The organism is Belnapia sp. F-4-1, from assembly GCF_000802185.1.
In the GTDB taxonomy this organism is placed as follows: Bacteria; Pseudomonadota; Alphaproteobacteria; order Acetobacterales; family Acetobacteraceae; genus Belnapia.
Genome location: NZ_KN676113.1, coordinates 4,465,031 through 4,482,092 on the forward strand (window position 1 = coordinate 4,465,031; position 17,062 = coordinate 4,482,092).

Consider the following 17,062-nt stretch of genomic DNA (forward strand, 5'->3'; position numbering starts at 1 on the left):
CGAGGGATGAGGCGGGTCGGCAGGAACCGGCCCGGAGGGAGAAACACTGTCCATGTCGCCGCAGACCGCCACCATCCTGGGGCTGGTCGTGATGTTTGTCGTCGCGACCGCCCTGCCGCTCAATATGGGGGCGTTGGCCCTGGCCATGGCCTTCCTGATCGGGACGCTCTCGGTCGGGATGACCTCCGCGCAAATCATCGCCGGCTTCCCCGGCGACCTCTTCGTCACCTTGGTCGGCATCACCTACCTCTTCGCCATCGCGCAGAAGAACGGGACGGTCGACTGGCTGATCCACCGGGCGGTGGTCGCCGTCGGTGGACGGATCGCGGCCATTCCCTGGATCATGTTCGGCGTGGCGGCCGCACTGACGGCGGTGGGGGCGGTGAGCCCGGCGGCCTGTGCCATCCTCGCCCCGGTCGCGCTGCAATTCGCCAGGGCCTATGCGATCAGCCCGCTGATGATGGGGCTGCTGGTGATCCATGGGGCGCAGGGCGGCGGCTTCTCGCCGATCAGCATCTATGGCGGCATCACCAACCAGATCGTCGCCCGCTCCGGCCTGCCGGGGCATGAGACGCTGCTGTTCCTGGCGAGCCTCGGCTTCAACCTGGTCGTCTCGGCCGGCGTCTTCCTCGCCTTCGGCGGGCGGGCGCTGCTCGGTCGGCGGGCGATGGTGCCGGCGACGGACGGCGCAGGGGCGGCGGTCACCGGCCTGGCGATCGCGGGGCATGGCACCAGCGCCGATGCCAGCCTGACGCCGCCGACCCACCCGCAGCAGGGCGGGCTCAACCTGCATCAGGGTGCGACGCTGCTGGGGCTGGCGGTGCTCGCCATCGGCGGGCTCGCCTTCAGCATCAACATCGGGCTGCTGGCGGTGACGGTCGCGGTGGCGCTCGCCCTGCTCGACCCGGAGGAGCAGAAGGGGGCGGTCGACAAGATCGCCTGGTCGACCATCCTTCTGGTTGGGGGCGTCGTCACCTATGTCGGCGTGCTGCAGAAGACGGGGGCCATCGACAGCGTGGGGCAGGGGGTTTCCAGCCTCGGCTCGCCGCTGCTGGCGGCGCTGCTGCTCTGCTATATCGGCGGCGTGGTCTCGGCCTTCGCCTCCTCGGTGGGGGTGCTCGGGGCCATCATCCCGCTGGCCGTGCCCTTCCTGCAGCAGGGGCAGATCGGCGTCGGGGGCATGATCGCCTCGCTCGCCATTGCCTCCACCATCGTCGATGTCTCGCCCTTCTCGACCAATGGCGCGCTGGTGGTGGCGAATGCCAGGCCGGAGGAGCGCGAGGGGGTGTACCGGCGTTTCCTCGTCTACAGCATCCTCGTCGTGATCGCCGGGCCGCTGCTCGCCTGGCTGGTCTTCATCCTGCCGGGCTGGATGTAGCGGCGCGGCTGGTGCATCAACGGGCAGGATCCAGGCGCCGAGGCAAGGGAGAGGGCGATGCAGGATGGACGGGAAGGCGGGGTGGTCGGGCCGCTGCGAGGGCTCAGGGTGCTCGACCTGACGCGGGTGCTGGCGGGACCGACCTGCACGCAGATGCTGGGCGACCTCGGGGCCGAGATCTTCAAGATCGAGCGGCCCGAGGCGGGTGACGACACCCGCGGCTTCGCCCCGCCTTTCGTGCCGAATACGAGGGAGAGCGCCTATTTCGTGGGCGTGAACCGCAACAAGAAGTCCATCACCCTCGACATCGCCAAGCCCGAGGGCCAGGCGGTGATCCACAAGCTGCTCGGGCATTGCGACATCCTGGTCGAGAACTTCAAGGTCGGCGCGCTGGCGAAATACGGGCTGGGCTGGGACCAGCTGAAGGCGAAGTATCCGCGGCTGATCTACTGCTCAATCACCGGCTTCGGCCAGACCGGCCCCTATGCGCCGCGGCCGGGCTATGATGCGCTGATCCAGGCGATGGGCGGCGTCATGTCCCTTACCGGCGAGCCGGAGGGAACGCCGCAGAAGGTGGGCGTGCCGGTGGCCGATCTCTTCGCCGGTCTCTATGGCTGCATCGGCATCCTGGCGGCGGTGAACCACCGCAACGCGACCGGGGAGGGGCAGCAGATCGACATCGGCATGCTCGATACCCATGTCGCCTGGCTGGCCAACCAGGGGATGAACTACCTGGCGACCGGCGAGAACCCGCCGCGGCTCGGCAACCAGCATCCGAACATCGCGCCCTACCAGGAATACCCGACCAAGGACGGCTACATCATCCTGGCCGTCGGCAACGACCCGACCTTCGAGCGCTTCTGCAAGGCGAACGGGCTCGAGCACCTGCTGAGCGACGAGCGCTTCGCCACCAACCCGAAGCGGGTACAGAATCGCCAGCTGGTGACGGACACGCTGACGCCGGTGATGAAGTCGAAGACCACGGCGGAGTGGATCGAGGCGCTGGAGGCGCTGAAGATCGGCTGCGGGCCCATCAACACGCTGGAGCAGGTCTTCGCCGACCCGCATGTGCAGGCGCGCAACATGGTGTTGGATCTGCCGCATGCCTCGGGCGAGACGGTGAAGGTTATCGCCAATCCGGTGAAGCTCTCGGCGACGCCGCCCAGCTATCGCAGCCCGCCGCCGGTGCTCGGCCAGCATACGGAGGAGGTGTTGGGCGGGGTGCTCGGGATGACGGCGCCGGAGATCGCGTCGCTGCGGGAGAAGGGGGTCCTGTAACCGCCGCGGCGGCAGCGCGTTGGCGGTTGCATGACGCCATCGCCCGTGCCCTTCCGCCCGCGTCCGCCCTGGCTGGGTGGCACCTTGCAGACCTTGCGCGCGCTTCGCTGGCCCTGGCCGGCGCGGCTGACGCCGGGGCATCGGCTCTGGCTGCCAATGGCGGACGGCGATGCGCTGGCGGCCATGCTGCACCTGCCCGTAGGCGGGATGCGGCGGCCGCTGGCGGTGCTCCTGCATGGGCTGACCGGAACGGAGGACGATCCCTATCTGCGCGAGGCCGCCTCAGGGCTGCTGCGGCGGGGCTTCCCCGTGCTGCGGCTCAACCTGCGCGGCAGCGCGCGGAGCCTAGCGCGGAGCACCAGCCACTATCACCTCGGCCGCAGCGAGGATTTGGCCGAGGCGCTTGTCGTGTTGCCGGAGGCGCTGACGGCGGATGGGGTGGTGCTGGCCGGCTGGTCGCTTGGCGGGGCGCTGGTGCTGAACCTGCTGGGGCGGGGCGGCCAGGGGATGCCAGCCATCCATGGCGCCGCCGTTATCGGGCCGCCGCTCGATCCGGCGGAGGCCTTTGCCACCATCGACGCCAATCCAGTGCTCGGTCGGGCGCTGCTGGCGCTCTACCGGCGGGAGGTGCTGGCGGTGCCGGCCACCGACCTTCCCGAGGCGCTGCGCCAGGCTGCGCGGCGGGCCGGGTCGCTGACGGAGTTCGAAGCGGAGGTGACGGCGCCGCGCTTCGGCTACCCCTCCTTCGGCGTCTTCTGCGAGGTGAACCGGCCGGCCGCCGCCCTGCCGCGGCTTCGCGTACCGACCTTGCTGGTGATGGCGGAGGATGATCCGTTGGTGCCGGTCACGGTGATGGACGGGATCGACTGGGCGGCCTGCCCGGCGGTGCTGCCGTTGCGGGTCGCGGGCGGCGGGCATTGCGGCTTCTATGACCGGGCGCGCGAGAGCCTGGCCACCCGGGCGATGGGCGCCTTCTTCGAGGGGGTCAGTAGCCCGGGCGGGGGGTGAGTTCCATGATGGCCTGGTCGAGGCCGCCATCGACCAGGATCTCCCCGCCGGTCACGTAGGATGCACGGGCGCTGGCGAGGTAGATCACCGCATCGGCGATGTCCTGCGGTGTGCCGATGCGGCGCATGGGCAGGATGGCCTCGCGGCGCTCCTTCACGCCGGGTGCCTGGTAGAAGCTCTCCGACATCGGCGTGCGGATCAGGCCGGGGCTGACAACGTTGCTGCGGATGCCGTCCGGGCCCCATTCGAGCGCGAGCTGCCGGGACAGCATGGCGACTGCCGCCTTGCTCGGGCTGTAGCCGCCGCTGCGCGGCTGCGGGTTGCTCGCCGCGATGGAGGCGATGTGGACCAGCGCGCCGCCGCGGCCCAGCATCTGCGGGCGGAAGGCCTGGGCGCAGAGCAGGTAGCCGGTGAGGTTCACCGCGAGCAACGTGTTCCACTCTTCCAGCGGAAGGGTGGCGAGCGGGCCGGCGCGGAGGATGCCGGCATTGTTCACCACGATATCCGCCGGGCCCAGCTTGTCGGCCGAGGCGCGGGCCGCGTCCGCGATGCTGGCCTCGGAGCCGGTGTCGCACCGGATGGCGGCGACGCGGCCCCCGGCGGCGGTGAGCTGGCCCTCGAGCGCCAGCAGCCCGTCCTTCTCGCGGTCGAGCAAGGCGACGGCGGCGCCCGCCTCGACGAAGGCGGCGGCGATGGCGCGGCCCATGCCGCCCGCGGCGCCGGTGACGACCGCGATCTTGTCAGAGAGGCCGAGCCAGTCGGTGTTCATCGCTTGGTCCTTCTGCCGAAGATCAGCGCGACCGGAGCAGCCGCGCCGCCTCGACCGCGAAATAGGTCAGCACGCCATTGGCGCCGGCGCGCTTGAAGCCGAGCAGGCTTTCCATCATCGCCCGCTCATGCTCCAGCCAGCCATTGCGGACGGCGGCCATGATCATCGCGTATTCGCCGCTCACCTGATAGGCGAAGGTGGGGACGCCGAAGCGGTCCTTCACCCGGCGGACGATGTCGAGATAGGGCATCCCTGGCTTGACCATGACCATGTCGGCGCCCTCGGCGAGGTCGAGCGCCACCTCGCGCAGCGCCTCGTCGGTGTTGGCCGGGTCCATCTGGTAGGTCTTCTTGTCGCCTCGGAGAGCCTTGCCGCTGCCGACGGCGTCGCGGAAGGGGCCGTAGAAGGCGGAGGCGTATTTCGCCGCATAGGACATGATGCGGGTGTCGATCAGCCCGGCCGCGTCGAGCGCGACGCGGATGGTGCCGATGCGGCCATCCATCATGTCGGAGGGGGCGATAACGTCGATGCCGGCCTCGGCCTGGTTCACGGCCTGGGTCGTGAGGACGGCGACGCTCTCGTCGTTGTGGACGTACTCGCCGGTCGGAGTTTCGCGGATCACGCCGTCATGGCCATGGTCGGTATAGGGGTCGAGCGCCACGTCGCCGACCAGGCCGAGCTCAGGGAATTCGCGTTTCAGCAGGCGGGCGGCGCGGCACATCAGGTTCTCGGGGTTGAGCGCCTCGGTGCCCTCGGCATCCTTCAGCTCGGGCGGCGTCATCGGGAAGAGCGCGACGGCGGGGATGCCGAGCGACGCCGCCTGCTCGACATGGCCGGCGAGGCGGTCGAGCGTGACGCGGACGACGCCGGGCATGGAGGCGACGTCGGTGGTCTGGCCGCTGCCCTCGCGGACGAAGATTGGCCAGATCAGGTCGTCGACCGTCAGCGTGTTCTCGGCGTTGAGCCGGCGCGTCCAGGCATCGCGCCGGTTGCGGCGCATTCGGGTCGCGGGGAAGGCCCCGGTCGGGGTGCCGATGCTCATGCCGCCTCCAGCGCCTGGGCGAGGTCGGCGATGATGTCCTCGACATGCTCGATACCGATGGAGAGGCGGACATAGCCGGGGGTGACGCCGGTCGCCGCCTGCTCCTCGGCGGAGAGCTGGCTGTGGGTGGTGGTCGCCGGGTGGATGGCGAGCGAGCGGGCGTCGCCGATGTTGGCGACGTGGTAGAGCAGCTTGAGGTTGTCGATGAAGCGGGCACCGGCCTCGGCGCCGCCTTGCATCTCGAAGCCCATCAGGCTGCCATAGCCGCCATGCAGCGCCGCATCGGCGCGGCGCTTCGCCTCGCCGGTCTGCACGCTCGGGTGGATCACCTTCGTCACCTTGGGATGGGAAGCGAGATAGGCGGCGACCTTCAGCGCATTGGCGCAGTGGCGCTCCATGCGCAGCGGCAGCGTCTCCAGCCCCTGGAGGAACATGAAGGCGTTGAAGGGCGACATCGGGGCGCCCATGTCGCGCAGCAGGCAGGTGCGCATCCGGAGGATGTAGGCGATCGGGCCGAGCGGCTTCGCCGCCTGGCTCCAGACGGCGCCGTGGTAGCTCGGGTCCGGCTGGTTCAGCGTCGGGAAGCGGTCACCGCCCGACTCCCAGTCAAAATTGCCACCATCGACCACGATGCCGCCGATGCTGGTGCCGTGGCCGCCGATGAACTTCGTCGTCGAATGCATCACCACTGCGGCGCCGAGGGCGAGCGGCTTGCAGATGATGGGGGCGGCGGTGTTGTCCATGATGAGCGGCACGCCGAGGCGGCGGCCGATGGCAGCGGCCTCGGCGATCGGGAAGACCTGGAGCTTCGGGTTCGGCAGCACCTCGGCATAGTAGCAGCGGGTGCGGGCGTCGGTGGCGCGGGCGAAGCCCTCCGGGTCGGCAGGGTCGACGAAGCGGACCTCGACGCCGAACTGCTTCAGCGTGTTGGCGAAGAGGTTCCAGGTGCCGCCATAGAGGTCGGTCGAGGAGACGATGTTGTCGCCGGCCGAGCAGAGGTTCATCACCGAGAAGCTGGTCGCCGCCTGGCCGGAGCCGACCGCGAGCGCCGCCACGCCACCCTCGATCGCAGCGATGCGCGTCTCGAGCGCGTCGCAGGTCGGGTTCATGATGCGGGTGTAGATGTTGCCGAGCTCGGCCAGGCCGAAGAGCCTGGCGGCATGGCCGGTGTCCTGGAACTGGAAGCTCGTCGTCTGGTGGATCGGCACGGCGACCGAGCCGGTGGTGGGGTCGGCCCGGTGGCTGCCGCCATGCAGCGCCAGGGTCTCGGGATTGGTGCTGTTGACCATGGGGTGCTCCTCCGCTTGGCCTATCCGTGCCATGTCCGGCGCCGGGACGGAAGCGGGATGAGGGGCGGATTGCCTGGGCCCGGGGCCGCACGGATGCAGGCCAGGGTTGCGCCCTAGCCCTTGTGGTCACCATATCCCGTCCACCCCATTGCGTGTTAGTGACGGCCCATGACTCAGCTCACCATCGCCATCGGCGGCGACCATGCCGGGCTGCCGCTCAAATCCGTGCTGCAACAGGAACTGGCCGAGGCCGGATACCGGTTGATCGATGTCGGCACCAACTCGACCGAAAGCGTCGACTATCCGGATTTCGCTCATAAGGTCGCCCGCGCCGTCGAGGCCGGCGAGGCGCGCTTCGGGGTGCTGGTTTGCGGGACCGGGATCGGCGTGCAGATCGCGGCCAACCGCCATGCCGGCATTCGCGCCGCGGTGCTGCATTCCGCGACCGAAGCACGGCTGACCCGCGCCCATAACGACGCCAACATCGCCTGCTTCGGCGCCCGGACGACCGGGCCCGAGCTGGCGCTCGACGCGCTGCGGGCCTTCCTCGCCACCGAATTCGAGGGCGGGCGGCATGCCCGGCGCCTCGCCAAGCTTGCTCCGAACGGGTGACGCCATGAACGAAACCACCGCCTATCGCAGCCCCGATCGCTTCTTCAGCGCCTCGGTCGCCGAAGCCGATCCGGACCTCGCCGCCGCCATCGCGCAGGAGCTGGGCCGGCAACAGGACGGCATTGAGCTGATCGCCTCGGAGAACATCGTCTCCCAGGCGGTGCTTGAGGCGCAGGGCTCGGTGCTGACCAACAAATATGCCGAGGGGTATCCGGGGCGGCGCTACTACGGCGGCTGCGAGTTCGTTGACGTGGCCGAGACGCTGGCGATCGAGCGGGCGAAGCAGCTCTTCGGCTGCGGCTTCGCCAATGTCCAGCCGCATAGCGGGGCGCAGGCCAACCAGGCGGTGTTCCTGGCGCTGCTGCAGCCGGGCGATGCCTTCATGGGGCTCGACCTGGCGGCGGGCGGGCACCTGACCCATGGCTCGGCGGCCAACCTCTCCGGCAAGTGGTTCAGGCCGGTGCCCTACACGGTGCGGCAGGAGGACCAGCGGATCGACATGGCGGAAGTCCGCCGGATCGCGCTGGAGAACAAGCCGAAGTTGATCATCGCCGGCGGCTCGGCCTATGCGCGGGTCTGGGACTTCGAGGCCTTCCGCGCCATCGCGGACGAGGTTGGCGCCTGGTTCATGGTGGACATGGCGCATTTCGCGGGGCTGGTCGCGGGCGGGGCGCACCCGTCGCCCTTCCCGCATGCGCATGTGGCGACGACGACGACGCACAAGACGCTGCGCGGGCCGCGCGGCGGCATGATCCTCACCAATGACGAGGCGCTGGCGAAGAAGTTCAACTCGGCCGTCTTCCCCGGCCTCCAGGGCGGGCCGTTGATGCATGTGATCGCGGCCAAGGCGGTGGCCTTCGGTGAGGCGCTGAAGCCGGAATTCCGTGCCTATGCCCGAGCCGTCGTTGCCAATGCGGCGGTGCTGGCGGAGGAGCTGAAGGCGCAGGGGCTCGACCTCGTCACCGGCGGGACGGACAACCACCTGCTGCTGGTCGATCTGCGGCCGAAGAAGCTCACGGGCAAGGCGGCGGAGGGGGCGCTCAACCGGGCGCACCTGACGTGCAACAAGAACGCCATCCCCTTCGACCCGCAGAAGCCGATGGTGACCTCCGGCGTCCGCCTCGGCACGCCGGCCGGCACCACGCGCGGCTTCGGCGAGGTGGAGTTCCGCGAGGTCGGCAAGCTGATCGGCGAGGTGCTGGACGGGCTGGCGCGGGCCAATGACGCGGCTGCGAATTCGGCGGTGGAGGAGAGCGTGAAGGCGCGGGTGCTCAGCCTCTGCCAGCGCTTCCCGATCTATCGATGAGATGCCCCTATTGCGGCAGTGACGATACCCAGGTGAAGGACAGCCGTCCTGCGGAGGATGCGGCGGCCATTCGCCGCCGGCGTTCCTGCCCGGCCTGCGGCAGCCGCTTCACCACCTTCGAGCGGGTGCAGCTCCGCGAGCTGACGGTGCTCAAGACCGATGGGCGCCGGGCGCCTTTCGACCGGGAGAAGCTGGCGCGCTCCATCCGCGTGGCGCTGCGCAAGCGGCCGGTCGATGAGGACCGGGTGGAGCGCATCGTCAACGGCATCCAGCGGCGGCTGGAGACGGAAGCCGACTCGGAGGTGACCTCGCGGCAGATCGGCGAGATCGTCATGGAGACGCTGAAGGAGGTGGACCAGGTGGCCTATGTCCGCTTCGCCAGCGTCTACCGCAATTTCGGCGAGGCGAAGGACTTCCGCGCCTTCCTCGGCCAGCTCGAGGACAAGTAGGGCCGGGGAGTAACCCCGGCCCGTTCGAGGCCGGGGTTACTCCCCGGCCAGCCTCGCCGCCATCATCGGCGCGCCGAGGCGCAGCATGCCGTTCACATCCGCCGCGCGCTCGAGGCCGATCACCGCATCGGCCAGCTGCACAACCCGGTCGCGGCCGAGCACGGCATCGACGAGCCCGTGGAACTTGGCCCGCAGCTCGGCCTCGGTGAGGAAATTCGCCGGCTCGCCCTTGGCGATCTTCACCACCCGAACATGCTCCTGCCCGCGTGCCCGGAGCGTCAGCTTGCCGGACATGTATTCCGGGAAGAGCGCCTGGATCTCCGGATCCTCGACGCAGTTGACCTTGGGGAGGACGCTGCGCACCGCCGGGTCCTGCAGATGGGCGTAGCTGTCCCAGCCCATATGTCCATGCACCAGGCCGCAGGCGACGACGAAGGGGCCGCTGAACTGGCCATCCACGACATTCTGCGGGTTCTGCTTGTAGGCGAGCGGCGCGCCAACCAGCAGCATGCCCTTGTTGGGCAGGCCCATGGTGACGGACTCGATGTCCTCGGCCTTCAGCCCGAGCTCGTTGTGGAACTCGATGGCGGCGTCGACGCAGGCATGGCCGTAGCGGCAGGAGGGGTAGGGCTTCACCGCCGTGTTCATCAGCTCGAACTGATGGCCGAGGCCCTGGAGGGCGCGCTCGGGCGTCGGGTTCGGCGCATAGGCGCGGAGGAAGCCGGCCTTGCCCTCGAAGGCCTCGGAGGCGCCGCGGAAACCCTCGCGCGCCAGGGTCGCGGCGGCGAGGCCGTTCATCGCCGACCAGCCGACCTGGAAGCGCTTGGTCCAGGCGCCGTTCGCCAGGAATTGCAGGCTGCCTGCGGCCTGGGAGAGGGCGATGCCGAAGGCGTCCTGCATTCCCTTGGCGTCGAGGCCGAAGACCCGCGCCGCGGCGGCGGCCGCGCCGAAGGCGCCGCAGGTGGCGGTCGGGTGGTAGCCACGGTCGTAGTGGTCGCCTCCGGGAAGCGCCAGGGCGAGGCGGCAGGTGACCTCGTAGCCTGCGACGATGGCGGAGAGCACGGTGCGGCCATCGGCGCCGACCATCTCCGCCGCCGCCAGCGCCGCCGGGATCACGGGAGCGCCGGGATGCAGCGTGCCGGCCGCATGGGTGTCGTCGAAGTCGAGGCTGTGGGCGAGGGCGCCGTTCAGCATCGCGGCACCGGCCGGGGTGTACCGGGCGGAATCGCCGAACACCGCGGAGCCGCCGGCGGCCAGCCCGAGGGCGCGGGCCATGGCGAGCAGGGCAGGGGTGCTCTCCGCATCATGCCGGCCACGGATGATGTTGCCGACCAGGTCGAGCACCAGGAAGCGCGTGCGCTCCTGCACCTCGGGCGGCAGGGTGGCAAAATCGAGCGTCGCGCAATACTGGGCGATGGTTTCGGTGACGGCGGCCATGACGTTTTCCCCTCGGCTTCCATCGATCCTAGCACCATCGGCCCGGCTTCCAAGAGCACGCGGTAGTTGCGGAAGGGGCGACGCTCATGGCACCTGTCACGGCATGATTCCTCGCCGATTGTTCCTCGCGGTTCCGGTGGCGCTCGCCATGCCGGCACGCGCCGCCACCGCCTCCTTCGATGCATTCCTCGACGGCGTCCGCGGCGATGCCCGCCGCGCCGGGGTTTCGCCTGGCACCATTCAGCGGGCGCTCAGCGGCCTCCGCCCGAATGACCGGGTACTGGAATTGGACCGGAAGCAACCCGAGGGGTCGCTCAGCTGGGAAGAGTACCGCGACCGCATCGTCTCCTCGACCAGGATCGAGAACGGGCGCCGCAACTTCGGCGACAGCCGCAGCCTGCTGGCGGCCATCGGCACCCGCTACCGGGTCGATCCTCGCGTTATCGTGGCGATCTGGGGAATGGAGACGAATTTCGGCACCAATACCGGCGGCTTCGGGGTGATCGAGGCCTTGGCAACACTTGCTTGGGACGGGCGGCGGTCGAGCTATTTCCGCACCGAGCTCATCGCGGCCCTGAAGGTGCTGGACGGCGGGCATGTCGCGCCGGCACGAATGAAGGGCAGCTGGGCCGGCGCGATGGGCCAGCCACAATTCATGCCGACCAATTTCGACCGCCTGGCCGTCGATTTCGACGGCGACGGGCGCCGCGACATCTGGGACAGCCGGGCGGATGCGCTGGCCTCCATCGGCAACTACCTCGCCCGCCATGGCTGGCGCGAGGAGGAACCCTGGGGCCAGGCAGTCCTTGCCCCGCCCGGCTTCGACCAGGAGCGGGCGGAGACGGACAGCAAGCGGCCGTTGCGGGAATGGGGCCGCATGGGCTTCCGGCGGCAGGATGGCGGCACGTTGCCGGCCTCGGAGATCGAGACGAGCCTCGTCCTGCCCCGGAACGGCACCACCCAGGTCTTCCTCTGCCACAAGAATTTCCAGGTGATCCGCCGCTACAATCCGCCGGTGAATTACGCGCTGGCCGTGGGACTGCTGTCGGACCGGGTCGCTTGAGGCAGGCCGCCGCCCTGGTGCTGGCCTTGCTGGCGGCGGGCTGCGACCGTCAGGCGCCGGCGCCAACTTCGGCCGGCCGCTACATGTTGGGCGAACCCTATGCAATGGGCGGCGTGTGGTCCTATCCGCGCGAAGATTTCGGCCTGGAGGAGGGTGGTGTTGCCGCGGTGCTGCCGCGTGGCCGGCCAGGACAGCGCACCGCCAATGGCGAGGCCTATGACCCGGACCGGCTGGTCGCCGCGCACCGGACCTTGCAGCTTCCGGCGATCATCTCGGTCTGGAACCTGGAGAACGGGCGGGAGATCAAGGTCCGGGTGAATGACCGGGGGCCGGCGCAGCCCGGGCGGGTCGTCGGCCTGTCGCCGCGGGCGGCGCAGTTGCTTGGCATTCCGGATAATGGCGCGGCGCAGGTGCGCATCCGCGTTGAAACCGGGCCGAGCCAGGCGCTGGCCGGAGCACTGCCGAATGCGGAGCGGCCGGCGATCGCGGTGGCCGCCGCGCCCCGGGCCACGGTCGAGACCGAGGCGCTGCCGCCGCTGGCCGGGACGCGGGAGGCGGGCGGGCGTGTCGCCCCGATCCGGGCCACGGCGCGCCCGGTCGCCGATGTCCGGCCGGAGCCGCCACCCGATCCGCTGCCGGAGACAGTCACCAGCCGACCGGCACAGCCCGGGCGGCTGGTGGTCGAGGCCGGCAGTTTCTTCCGCCGCGACTTGGCGCAGCGGCAAGCGGCGCGCATCCCGGGCGTGCGGCCGCGGGTCGAGCCCTTCGGCGGCGGGCGGCAGCCACAATACCGGGTGGTCACCGGGTCCTTCCCCGATATCGCCGCCGCCGACCGGGCGGTGGGGGCGGTGCTGCGGGCAGGCCTCCCGGAGGTTCGGCTGCTGGTCGAATAGCGTCCCGCAAGCCACGCCAAGCGCTCGATTTTGAGCCGGCGCACACAAGCCCTTGAGCGGCGGGGGTGCAACGGCGTATGCGATGCGCACCGCACCGGAGTCCGCCTGTCATGTCCTCCCGCCCTGATGCCCCGAAGCCCGGCGTCCTGGGTTCCACCCGCCGCGGCTTGGTCCTGCCCGTCGCCGCGGCGCTGACCGCCGCCAGCCTGCCGGCCCTCGCCCAGCCGCGGAATGCCCCACGGTCGGGTGCCGCCGGCGCGCGCAATGCGCCCGCTGGCCCGGCGCCGACCCCGGCGAATACGCCGCTCGGCCCCTTCGACACCATCGCCCGCCAAGCGCTCATCATCGATGCCGATACCGATGCGGTTCTACTCGAGAAGAATGCCGATGAGCGAATGCCGCCATCCTCCATGTCGAAGCTGATGACCATGTACATGGTCTTCAGCATGCTGAAGGAAGGCCGGCTCAAGCTGGATCAGGAGCTGCCGGTCAGCGAGCGCGCCTGGCGCATGCAGGGCAGCAAGATGTTCGTCCAGATTGGCGGCACCGTGCCGGTGGAGGCGCTGATCCGCGGCGTCATCGTTCAGTCGGGCAACGATGCCTGCATCGTCCTGGCCGAGGGCATTGCCGGCTCGGAGCAGCAGTTCGCCGAAATGATGAACGAGAAGGGCAAGCAGATCGGCCTGACCGACAGCACCTTCCGCAACTCGACCGGCTGGCCCGACCCGGAGCATCGGATGACCTGCCGTGACCTCGCTCGGGTTGCCCGGCATATCATCAACGACTTCCCGGAATACTATAAGTACTACAACGAGCGCAGCTTCACCTGGAACAACATCTCCCAGGAGAACCGCAACCCGACGCTGGCGCGCGTCCCCGGCGCCGACGGCCTCAAGACCGGCCATACCGAGGAGGCCGGCTATGGCCTCACCGCCAGCGCCAAGCGGGGCGACCGGAGGCTGATCCTGATCTTCAATGGCCTGCCCACCATGCGGGCGCGCGGCGAGGAGAGCGAGCGGCTGCTGGAATGGGGCTTCCGCGAATTCGAGAATGTCGTTCTGTTTCGTGCTGCCGACGTGATCGAGGAGGTGCCGGTGCATCTTGGCGACCGCAAGACGGTGCCGCTGGTCGGCGGCAAGGATGTGGTCGTCACCCTGCCGCGGCAGTGGCGCCAGCGGCTGCAGGCCAAGCTGCGCTATGACGCGCCGATCACAGCCCCGGTGCTGAAGGGGCAGGAGCTTGGTCGTTTGGAGGTCGGTGGCCAGGGCGTGCCGAATCTTTCCCTGCCGCTGCTGGCCGGGGCCGATGTCGACAAGCTCGGCCTCGTCTCGCGCATCCCGGCGGTGATCGGCCGCTGGATCGGCGGCTGATGGGGCGGGGCCGCTTCATCACGTTGGAAGGCGGGGAGGGGGCGGGGAAGTCCACCCAGGCCGGGCGGCTCGTCACGGCGCTCGAGGCGGAGGGCATCCCCGTGCTCCGCACGCGGGAGCCGGGCGGGGCGCCGGGGGCGGAGGCGATCCGCTCCGTATTGCTCGGGCAGGGGCCGTGGGACGGGATTGCGGAGTGCATGCTGCACTTCGCCGCGCGGCGGGAGCATGTGGAGCGGACCATCGGGCCGGCGCTCGCCGCCGGGACCTGGGTGGTCTCCGATCGCTTCGCCGACTCGACCCTCGCCTACCAGTGCTTCGGGCAGGGCGTGCCCCGGCACGTCTTCGACGCGCTGGCGGCGGTTGCGCTGGAGGGGCTCAGGCCCGACCTTACGCTGGTGATGGAGATTGACCCCGAGGCGGGCCTCGCCCGCGCCGCCGCCCGCGGCGATGCCAATCGCTATGAAGCGATGGATGCCGCCTTCCATGCCCGCGTCCGCGACGGCTTCCGCGCCATCGCAGCGGCGGAGCCGGATCGCTGCCTGCTGCTGGACGCGACCGGCACGCCGGAAGGCGTCGCCGCCGACATCTTGAAGGCCGTCCGCGCCCGCCTGCTGCCGTGACGCCGCCCGAACCTCGCGCCAATCCCGAGCTCGTCGGGCATGACGATGCCGCGCGCACGCTGGAGGAAGCCGCCCGCTCCGGCCGGCTGCCGCATGCCTGGCTGATCGCGGGGCCCTCCGGAGTCGGTAAGACGACGCTCGCCTATCGCTTCGCCCGCTGGCTGCTCGCCGGGCTGCCGCCGGCGCGGCCGGGGCGGGTGCCGCTCTATTTGCCGGAGGAGCACCCGGTCTTCCGCCGCGTCGCTGCCGGCGCCCATGCCGACCTGTTCAGCATGGCGCCCAATGCCGGCGAGCGTGGCAAGAAGGAGGTGCTCCGGGCCGATGATGCCCGCGCCGCGCTTCGCTTCATGGCAATGACGGCGGCCGAGGGCGGCTGGCGCGCCGTGGTCGTCGAGGAGCTGGAGCGGGCGGAGCGTGAGGTCGTCCCCAACATCCTGCTGAAAACGCTGGAGGAGCCGCCGCCACGCACCGTGCAATTGCTCGTCACCAGCGCGCCGGACCGGCTGCTGCCGACCATCCGCAGCCGCTGCCGGCGGCTCGACCTGGCACCGCTGCCCGATGCGGCGATGGAGGAGCTGCTCGGCCGCTGGTTGCCAGAGTTGGGCGGGCCGGAGCGGGCCGGGCTCGCCCGCATCGCCGATGGCTGCCCGGGCAGGGCGCTGCTGCTGGCGGAGGGCGAGGGGCTCGCCCTACAATCCCTAGTTGATGAGGTGATGGCCGGCCTGCCGCGGCTCGACCCGCGCCGGGCGCAGGACATCGCCGACCGGGTGACGGCGCGGCGGGACGCGGCGGCGCTCACCACCTTCATGGCCCTGCTGCGCCGGGGGATGGCGGCCGGGCTTCGCGGCGCGGCGCGCGAGGGCACGGCGCTGCGCTGGGCCGAGGGGCGCTCGCTTGCCGAGTGGTCCACCCTGTGGGAGAAGCTGGGCCGCCTCGCGGACGAGACGGAGCGGTTGAACCTCGACCGCAAGCAGGCCGTCCTGAGCAGCCTCGGGATGCTCGCGGTCCGCTGAAAGACGCAGCCATGGCAACGAAATACTTCACCACCCCGATCTATTACGTGAACGACCGGCCCCATATCGGCCATGCCTACACTTCGCTCGCCACCGATGTGATGGCCCGCTGGGCGAGGCTCTCGGGCGAGGAGGTCTTCTTCCTGACCGGCACGGACGAGCACGGGCAGAAGGTGGAGAAGGCCGCGCAGGATGCGGGGATGGACCCGCAGGGGTTCACCGACCGGGTGAGCCAGCATTTCCGCGACTTGGCCGCGACCATGGGCTTCTCCAACGACGACTTCATCCGCACCACGGAGCCGCGCCACAAGGCGGCCTGCCAGGCGCTGTGGGAGGAGCTGGTCCGGCGGGACGAAATCTATCTCGGCCATTACGAGGGCTGGTACGCGGTGCGGGACGAGGCCTTCTACGGCCCGGACGAGACCGAGGAGCGGGACGGGAAGCGCTTCGCCCCGACCGGCGCGCCGGTGGAGTGGGTGCGGGAGCCGAGCTACTTCTTCCGCCTCTCCAAATGGGGCCCCTGGCTGCTCGACTTCTACCGGGAGAATCCGGACTTCATCGCCCCCGCCTCGCGGCGGAACGAGGTGATGCGCTTCGTGGAGGGCGGGCTGCAGGACCTGTCCATCAGCCGGACCAGCTTCACCTGGGGCATCCCGGTGCCGGGCGACCCGGCGCATGTGATGTATGTCTGGCTGGATGCGTTGACCAACTACATCACCGCCGCAGGCTACCCGGACACCTCAGCCGAGCGCTGGCGGTTCTGGCCGGCGGATGTGCATGTGGTCGGGAAGGACATCGTCCGCTTCCATGCCATCTACTGGCCTGCCTTCCTGCAGGCGGCGGGGCTCGCGCCGCCGCGGCGGGTCTTCGCCCATGGCTGGTGGACCAATGAGGGGCAGAAGATCTCGAAGAGCCTCGGCAACGTCATCGACCCTGTGACGCTGGTCGAGGAGTACGGGCTCGATCCGGTGCGGTACTTCCTGCTGCGCGAGGTGCCCTTCGGCAGTGACGGCGACTTCTCCCGCTTGGCGCTGATCGGGCGGCTCAACGGGGAGTTGGCAGATACGCTGGGCAACTTGGCGAACCGGACGCTCTCGCTGATCCAGCGGAATTGCGGCGGCGCGCTGCCGGCCGCGGCCGAAGCGGCCGAGGGGGATGCGGAGCTGATTTCCGGACTCGGGAGCCTCCCGGCGCGGGTCGGCGGGCATCTCGCGCGGCAGGAATTCCACCTGGCGCTGGAGGCGATCCTCGCGGAGGCGCGGGCGGCGAATGGCTACATCACCCTCCAGGCGCCCTGGGCGCTGAAGAAGACCGACCCCGTGCGCATGGCGGTGGTGCTGCGGCACCTGCATACCGCGCTGCGGGTCTTCGCCACCGTGCTGCAGCCCTTCATGCCGGGGACCATGGCGGCGATGCTCGACCAGCTCGGGGTACCGGCGGAGGGCAGGGGGCTCGATGCCCTCGCCGTGCCGCTGCCCGAGGGCACGGCGCTGCCGCCGCCCGCCCCGCTCTTCCGCAAGGTCGAAGCCTGAACG

Annotated in this window: 16 protein-coding genes; 12 read left to right on the top strand and 4 right to left on the bottom strand. The window is 70.2% G+C overall.

The features are described from left to right. Positions 1 to 52 precede the first annotated feature (52 nt). From LH62_RS21065 to LH62_RS21075, 3 genes are read left to right on the top strand one after another with little or no spacing between them, the layout of a single operon-like run. Positions 53 to 1,378 (top strand): SLC13 family permease, encoded by a 1,326-nt coding sequence (locus tag LH62_RS21065; protein ID WP_043364000.1) that lies wholly within the window; start codon positions 53 to 55, stop codon positions 1,376 to 1,378. A 57-nt stretch (positions 1,379 to 1,435) separates the two neighbouring features. Next, complete coding sequence (locus LH62_RS21070) at positions 1,436 to 2,656, top strand: CaiB/BaiF CoA-transferase family protein (RefSeq protein ID WP_144404590.1); 1,221 nt, start codon at positions 1,436 to 1,438, stop codon at positions 2,654 to 2,656. Positions 2,657 to 2,686: 30 nt separating this feature from the next. Further along, on the top strand, positions 2,687 to 3,664 hold the full coding sequence (locus LH62_RS21075; RefSeq protein ID WP_043364002.1) for an alpha/beta fold hydrolase: 978 nt from the start codon (positions 2,687 to 2,689) through the stop codon (positions 3,662 to 3,664). Here the strand turns inward: LH62_RS21075 and LH62_RS21080 are convergent. From LH62_RS21080 to LH62_RS21090, 3 genes are read right to left on the bottom strand one after another with little or no spacing between them, the layout of a single operon-like run. Further along, positions 3,642 to 4,433, bottom strand: coding sequence for an SDR family NAD(P)-dependent oxidoreductase (locus tag LH62_RS21080; protein ID WP_043364004.1), 792 nt, complete (start codon positions 4,431 to 4,433; stop codon positions 3,642 to 3,644). The two genes, LH62_RS21075 and LH62_RS21080, sit on opposite strands and share 23 nt — an antisense overlap. A gap of 22 nt (positions 4,434 to 4,455) precedes the next feature. After that, positions 4,456 to 5,475 carry a porphobilinogen synthase gene (gene hemB / locus LH62_RS21085; RefSeq protein ID WP_043364006.1) on the bottom strand — a complete coding sequence of 340 codons (1,020 nt, stop codon included), beginning with the start codon at positions 5,473 to 5,475 and terminating at the stop codon, positions 4,456 to 4,458. Continuing rightward, positions 5,472 to 6,764, bottom strand: coding sequence for an O-acetylhomoserine aminocarboxypropyltransferase/cysteine synthase family protein (locus LH62_RS21090; RefSeq protein WP_043364008.1), 1,293 nt, complete (start codon positions 6,762 to 6,764; stop codon positions 5,472 to 5,474). The genes hemB and LH62_RS21090 overlap by 4 nt, the downstream gene beginning before the upstream one ends. 168 nt (positions 6,765 to 6,932) lie before the next feature. On the opposite strand from LH62_RS21090, the gene rpiB reads away from it, so the two are divergent. From rpiB to nrdR, 3 genes are read left to right on the top strand one after another with little or no spacing between them, the layout of a single operon-like run. Then, positions 6,933 to 7,376 (top strand): ribose 5-phosphate isomerase B, encoded by a 444-nt coding sequence (gene rpiB / locus LH62_RS21095; RefSeq protein ID WP_043364010.1) that lies wholly within the window; start codon positions 6,933 to 6,935, stop codon positions 7,374 to 7,376. Positions 7,377 to 7,380: 4 nt separating this feature from the next. Continuing rightward, a complete protein-coding gene (gene glyA, locus LH62_RS21100) occupies positions 7,381 to 8,682 on the top strand; it encodes a serine hydroxymethyltransferase (protein WP_043364013.1) in 1,302 nt (433 codons plus the stop codon). Then, entirely contained in the window at positions 8,679 to 9,131 is a 453-nt protein-coding gene (nrdR, locus tag LH62_RS21105; protein ID WP_043364014.1) for a transcriptional regulator NrdR, read from the top strand. The genes glyA and nrdR overlap by 4 nt, the downstream gene beginning before the upstream one ends. Positions 9,132 to 9,167: 36 nt before the next feature. Here nrdR and LH62_RS21110 read toward each other — a convergent pair whose 3' ends face one another. Beyond that, positions 9,168 to 10,568, bottom strand: coding sequence for an MmgE/PrpD family protein (locus LH62_RS21110; RefSeq protein WP_043364016.1), 1,401 nt, complete (start codon positions 10,566 to 10,568; stop codon positions 9,168 to 9,170). Between the two features lie 118 nt (positions 10,569 to 10,686). On the opposite strand from LH62_RS21110, the gene LH62_RS21115 reads away from it, so the two are divergent. The 6 genes from LH62_RS21115 (at position 10,687) to metG (ending at position 17,059) form a co-directional block, all read left to right on the top strand. After that, positions 10,687 to 11,631 carry a lytic transglycosylase domain-containing protein gene (locus LH62_RS21115; RefSeq protein WP_236552597.1) on the top strand — a complete coding sequence of 315 codons (945 nt, stop codon included), beginning with the start codon at positions 10,687 to 10,689 and terminating at the stop codon, positions 11,629 to 11,631. Next, complete coding sequence (locus LH62_RS21120; protein ID WP_052214763.1) at positions 11,628 to 12,524, top strand: RlpA-like double-psi beta-barrel domain-containing protein; 897 nt, start codon at positions 11,628 to 11,630, stop codon at positions 12,522 to 12,524. The genes LH62_RS21115 and LH62_RS21120 overlap by 4 nt, the downstream gene beginning before the upstream one ends. 110 nt (positions 12,525 to 12,634) lie before the next feature. Continuing rightward, positions 12,635 to 13,894: a D-alanyl-D-alanine carboxypeptidase family protein gene (locus LH62_RS21125; RefSeq protein WP_052214764.1), complete on the top strand. Its 1,260-nt coding sequence runs from the start codon at positions 12,635 to 12,637 to the stop codon at positions 13,892 to 13,894. After that, on the top strand, positions 13,894 to 14,514 hold the full coding sequence (tmk, locus tag LH62_RS21130; RefSeq protein WP_043364019.1) for a dTMP kinase: 621 nt from the start codon (positions 13,894 to 13,896) through the stop codon (positions 14,512 to 14,514). The genes LH62_RS21125 and tmk overlap by 1 nt, the downstream gene beginning before the upstream one ends. Next, complete coding sequence (locus LH62_RS21135) at positions 14,511 to 15,527, top strand: DNA polymerase III subunit delta' (protein ID WP_043364021.1); 1,017 nt, start codon at positions 14,511 to 14,513, stop codon at positions 15,525 to 15,527. The genes tmk and LH62_RS21135 overlap by 4 nt, the downstream gene beginning before the upstream one ends. A gap of 11 nt (positions 15,528 to 15,538) precedes the next feature. Further along, positions 15,539 to 17,059, top strand: coding sequence for a methionine--tRNA ligase (metG, locus tag LH62_RS21140; RefSeq protein WP_043364023.1), 1,521 nt, complete (start codon positions 15,539 to 15,541; stop codon positions 17,057 to 17,059). Positions 17,060 to 17,062 lie beyond the last annotated feature (3 nt).

Coding starts and splice junctions, on each gene's coding strand:
- nrdR (WP_043364014.1), top strand. CDS start 8,679: ATGAGATGCCCCTATTGCGGCAGTGACGATACCCAGGTGAAGGACAGC.
- tmk (WP_043364019.1), top strand. CDS start 13,894: ATGGGGCGGGGCCGCTTCATCACGTTGGAAGGCGGGGAGGGGGCGGGG.
- glyA (WP_043364013.1), top strand. CDS start 7,381: ATGAACGAAACCACCGCCTATCGCAGCCCCGATCGCTTCTTCAGCGCC.
- hemB (WP_043364006.1), bottom strand. CDS start 5,475: ATGAGCATCGGCACCCCGACCGGGGCCTTCCCCGCGACCCGAATGCGC.
- LH62_RS21125 (WP_052214764.1), top strand. CDS start 12,635: ATGTCCTCCCGCCCTGATGCCCCGAAGCCCGGCGTCCTGGGTTCCACC.
- LH62_RS21080 (WP_043364004.1), bottom strand. CDS start 4,433: ATGAACACCGACTGGCTCGGCCTCTCTGACAAGATCGCGGTCGTCACC.
- LH62_RS21070 (WP_144404590.1), top strand. CDS start 1,436: ATGCAGGATGGACGGGAAGGCGGGGTGGTCGGGCCGCTGCGAGGGCTC.
- metG (WP_043364023.1), top strand. CDS start 15,539: ATGGCAACGAAATACTTCACCACCCCGATCTATTACGTGAACGACCGG.
- LH62_RS21075 (WP_043364002.1), top strand. CDS start 2,687: ATGACGCCATCGCCCGTGCCCTTCCGCCCGCGTCCGCCCTGGCTGGGT.
- rpiB (WP_043364010.1), top strand. CDS start 6,933: ATGACTCAGCTCACCATCGCCATCGGCGGCGACCATGCCGGGCTGCCG.
- LH62_RS21065 (WP_043364000.1), top strand. CDS start 53: ATGTCGCCGCAGACCGCCACCATCCTGGGGCTGGTCGTGATGTTTGTC.
- LH62_RS21090 (WP_043364008.1), bottom strand. CDS start 6,764: ATGGTCAACAGCACCAATCCCGAGACCCTGGCGCTGCATGGCGGCAGC.
- LH62_RS21110 (WP_043364016.1), bottom strand. CDS start 10,568: ATGGCCGCCGTCACCGAAACCATCGCCCAGTATTGCGCGACGCTCGAT.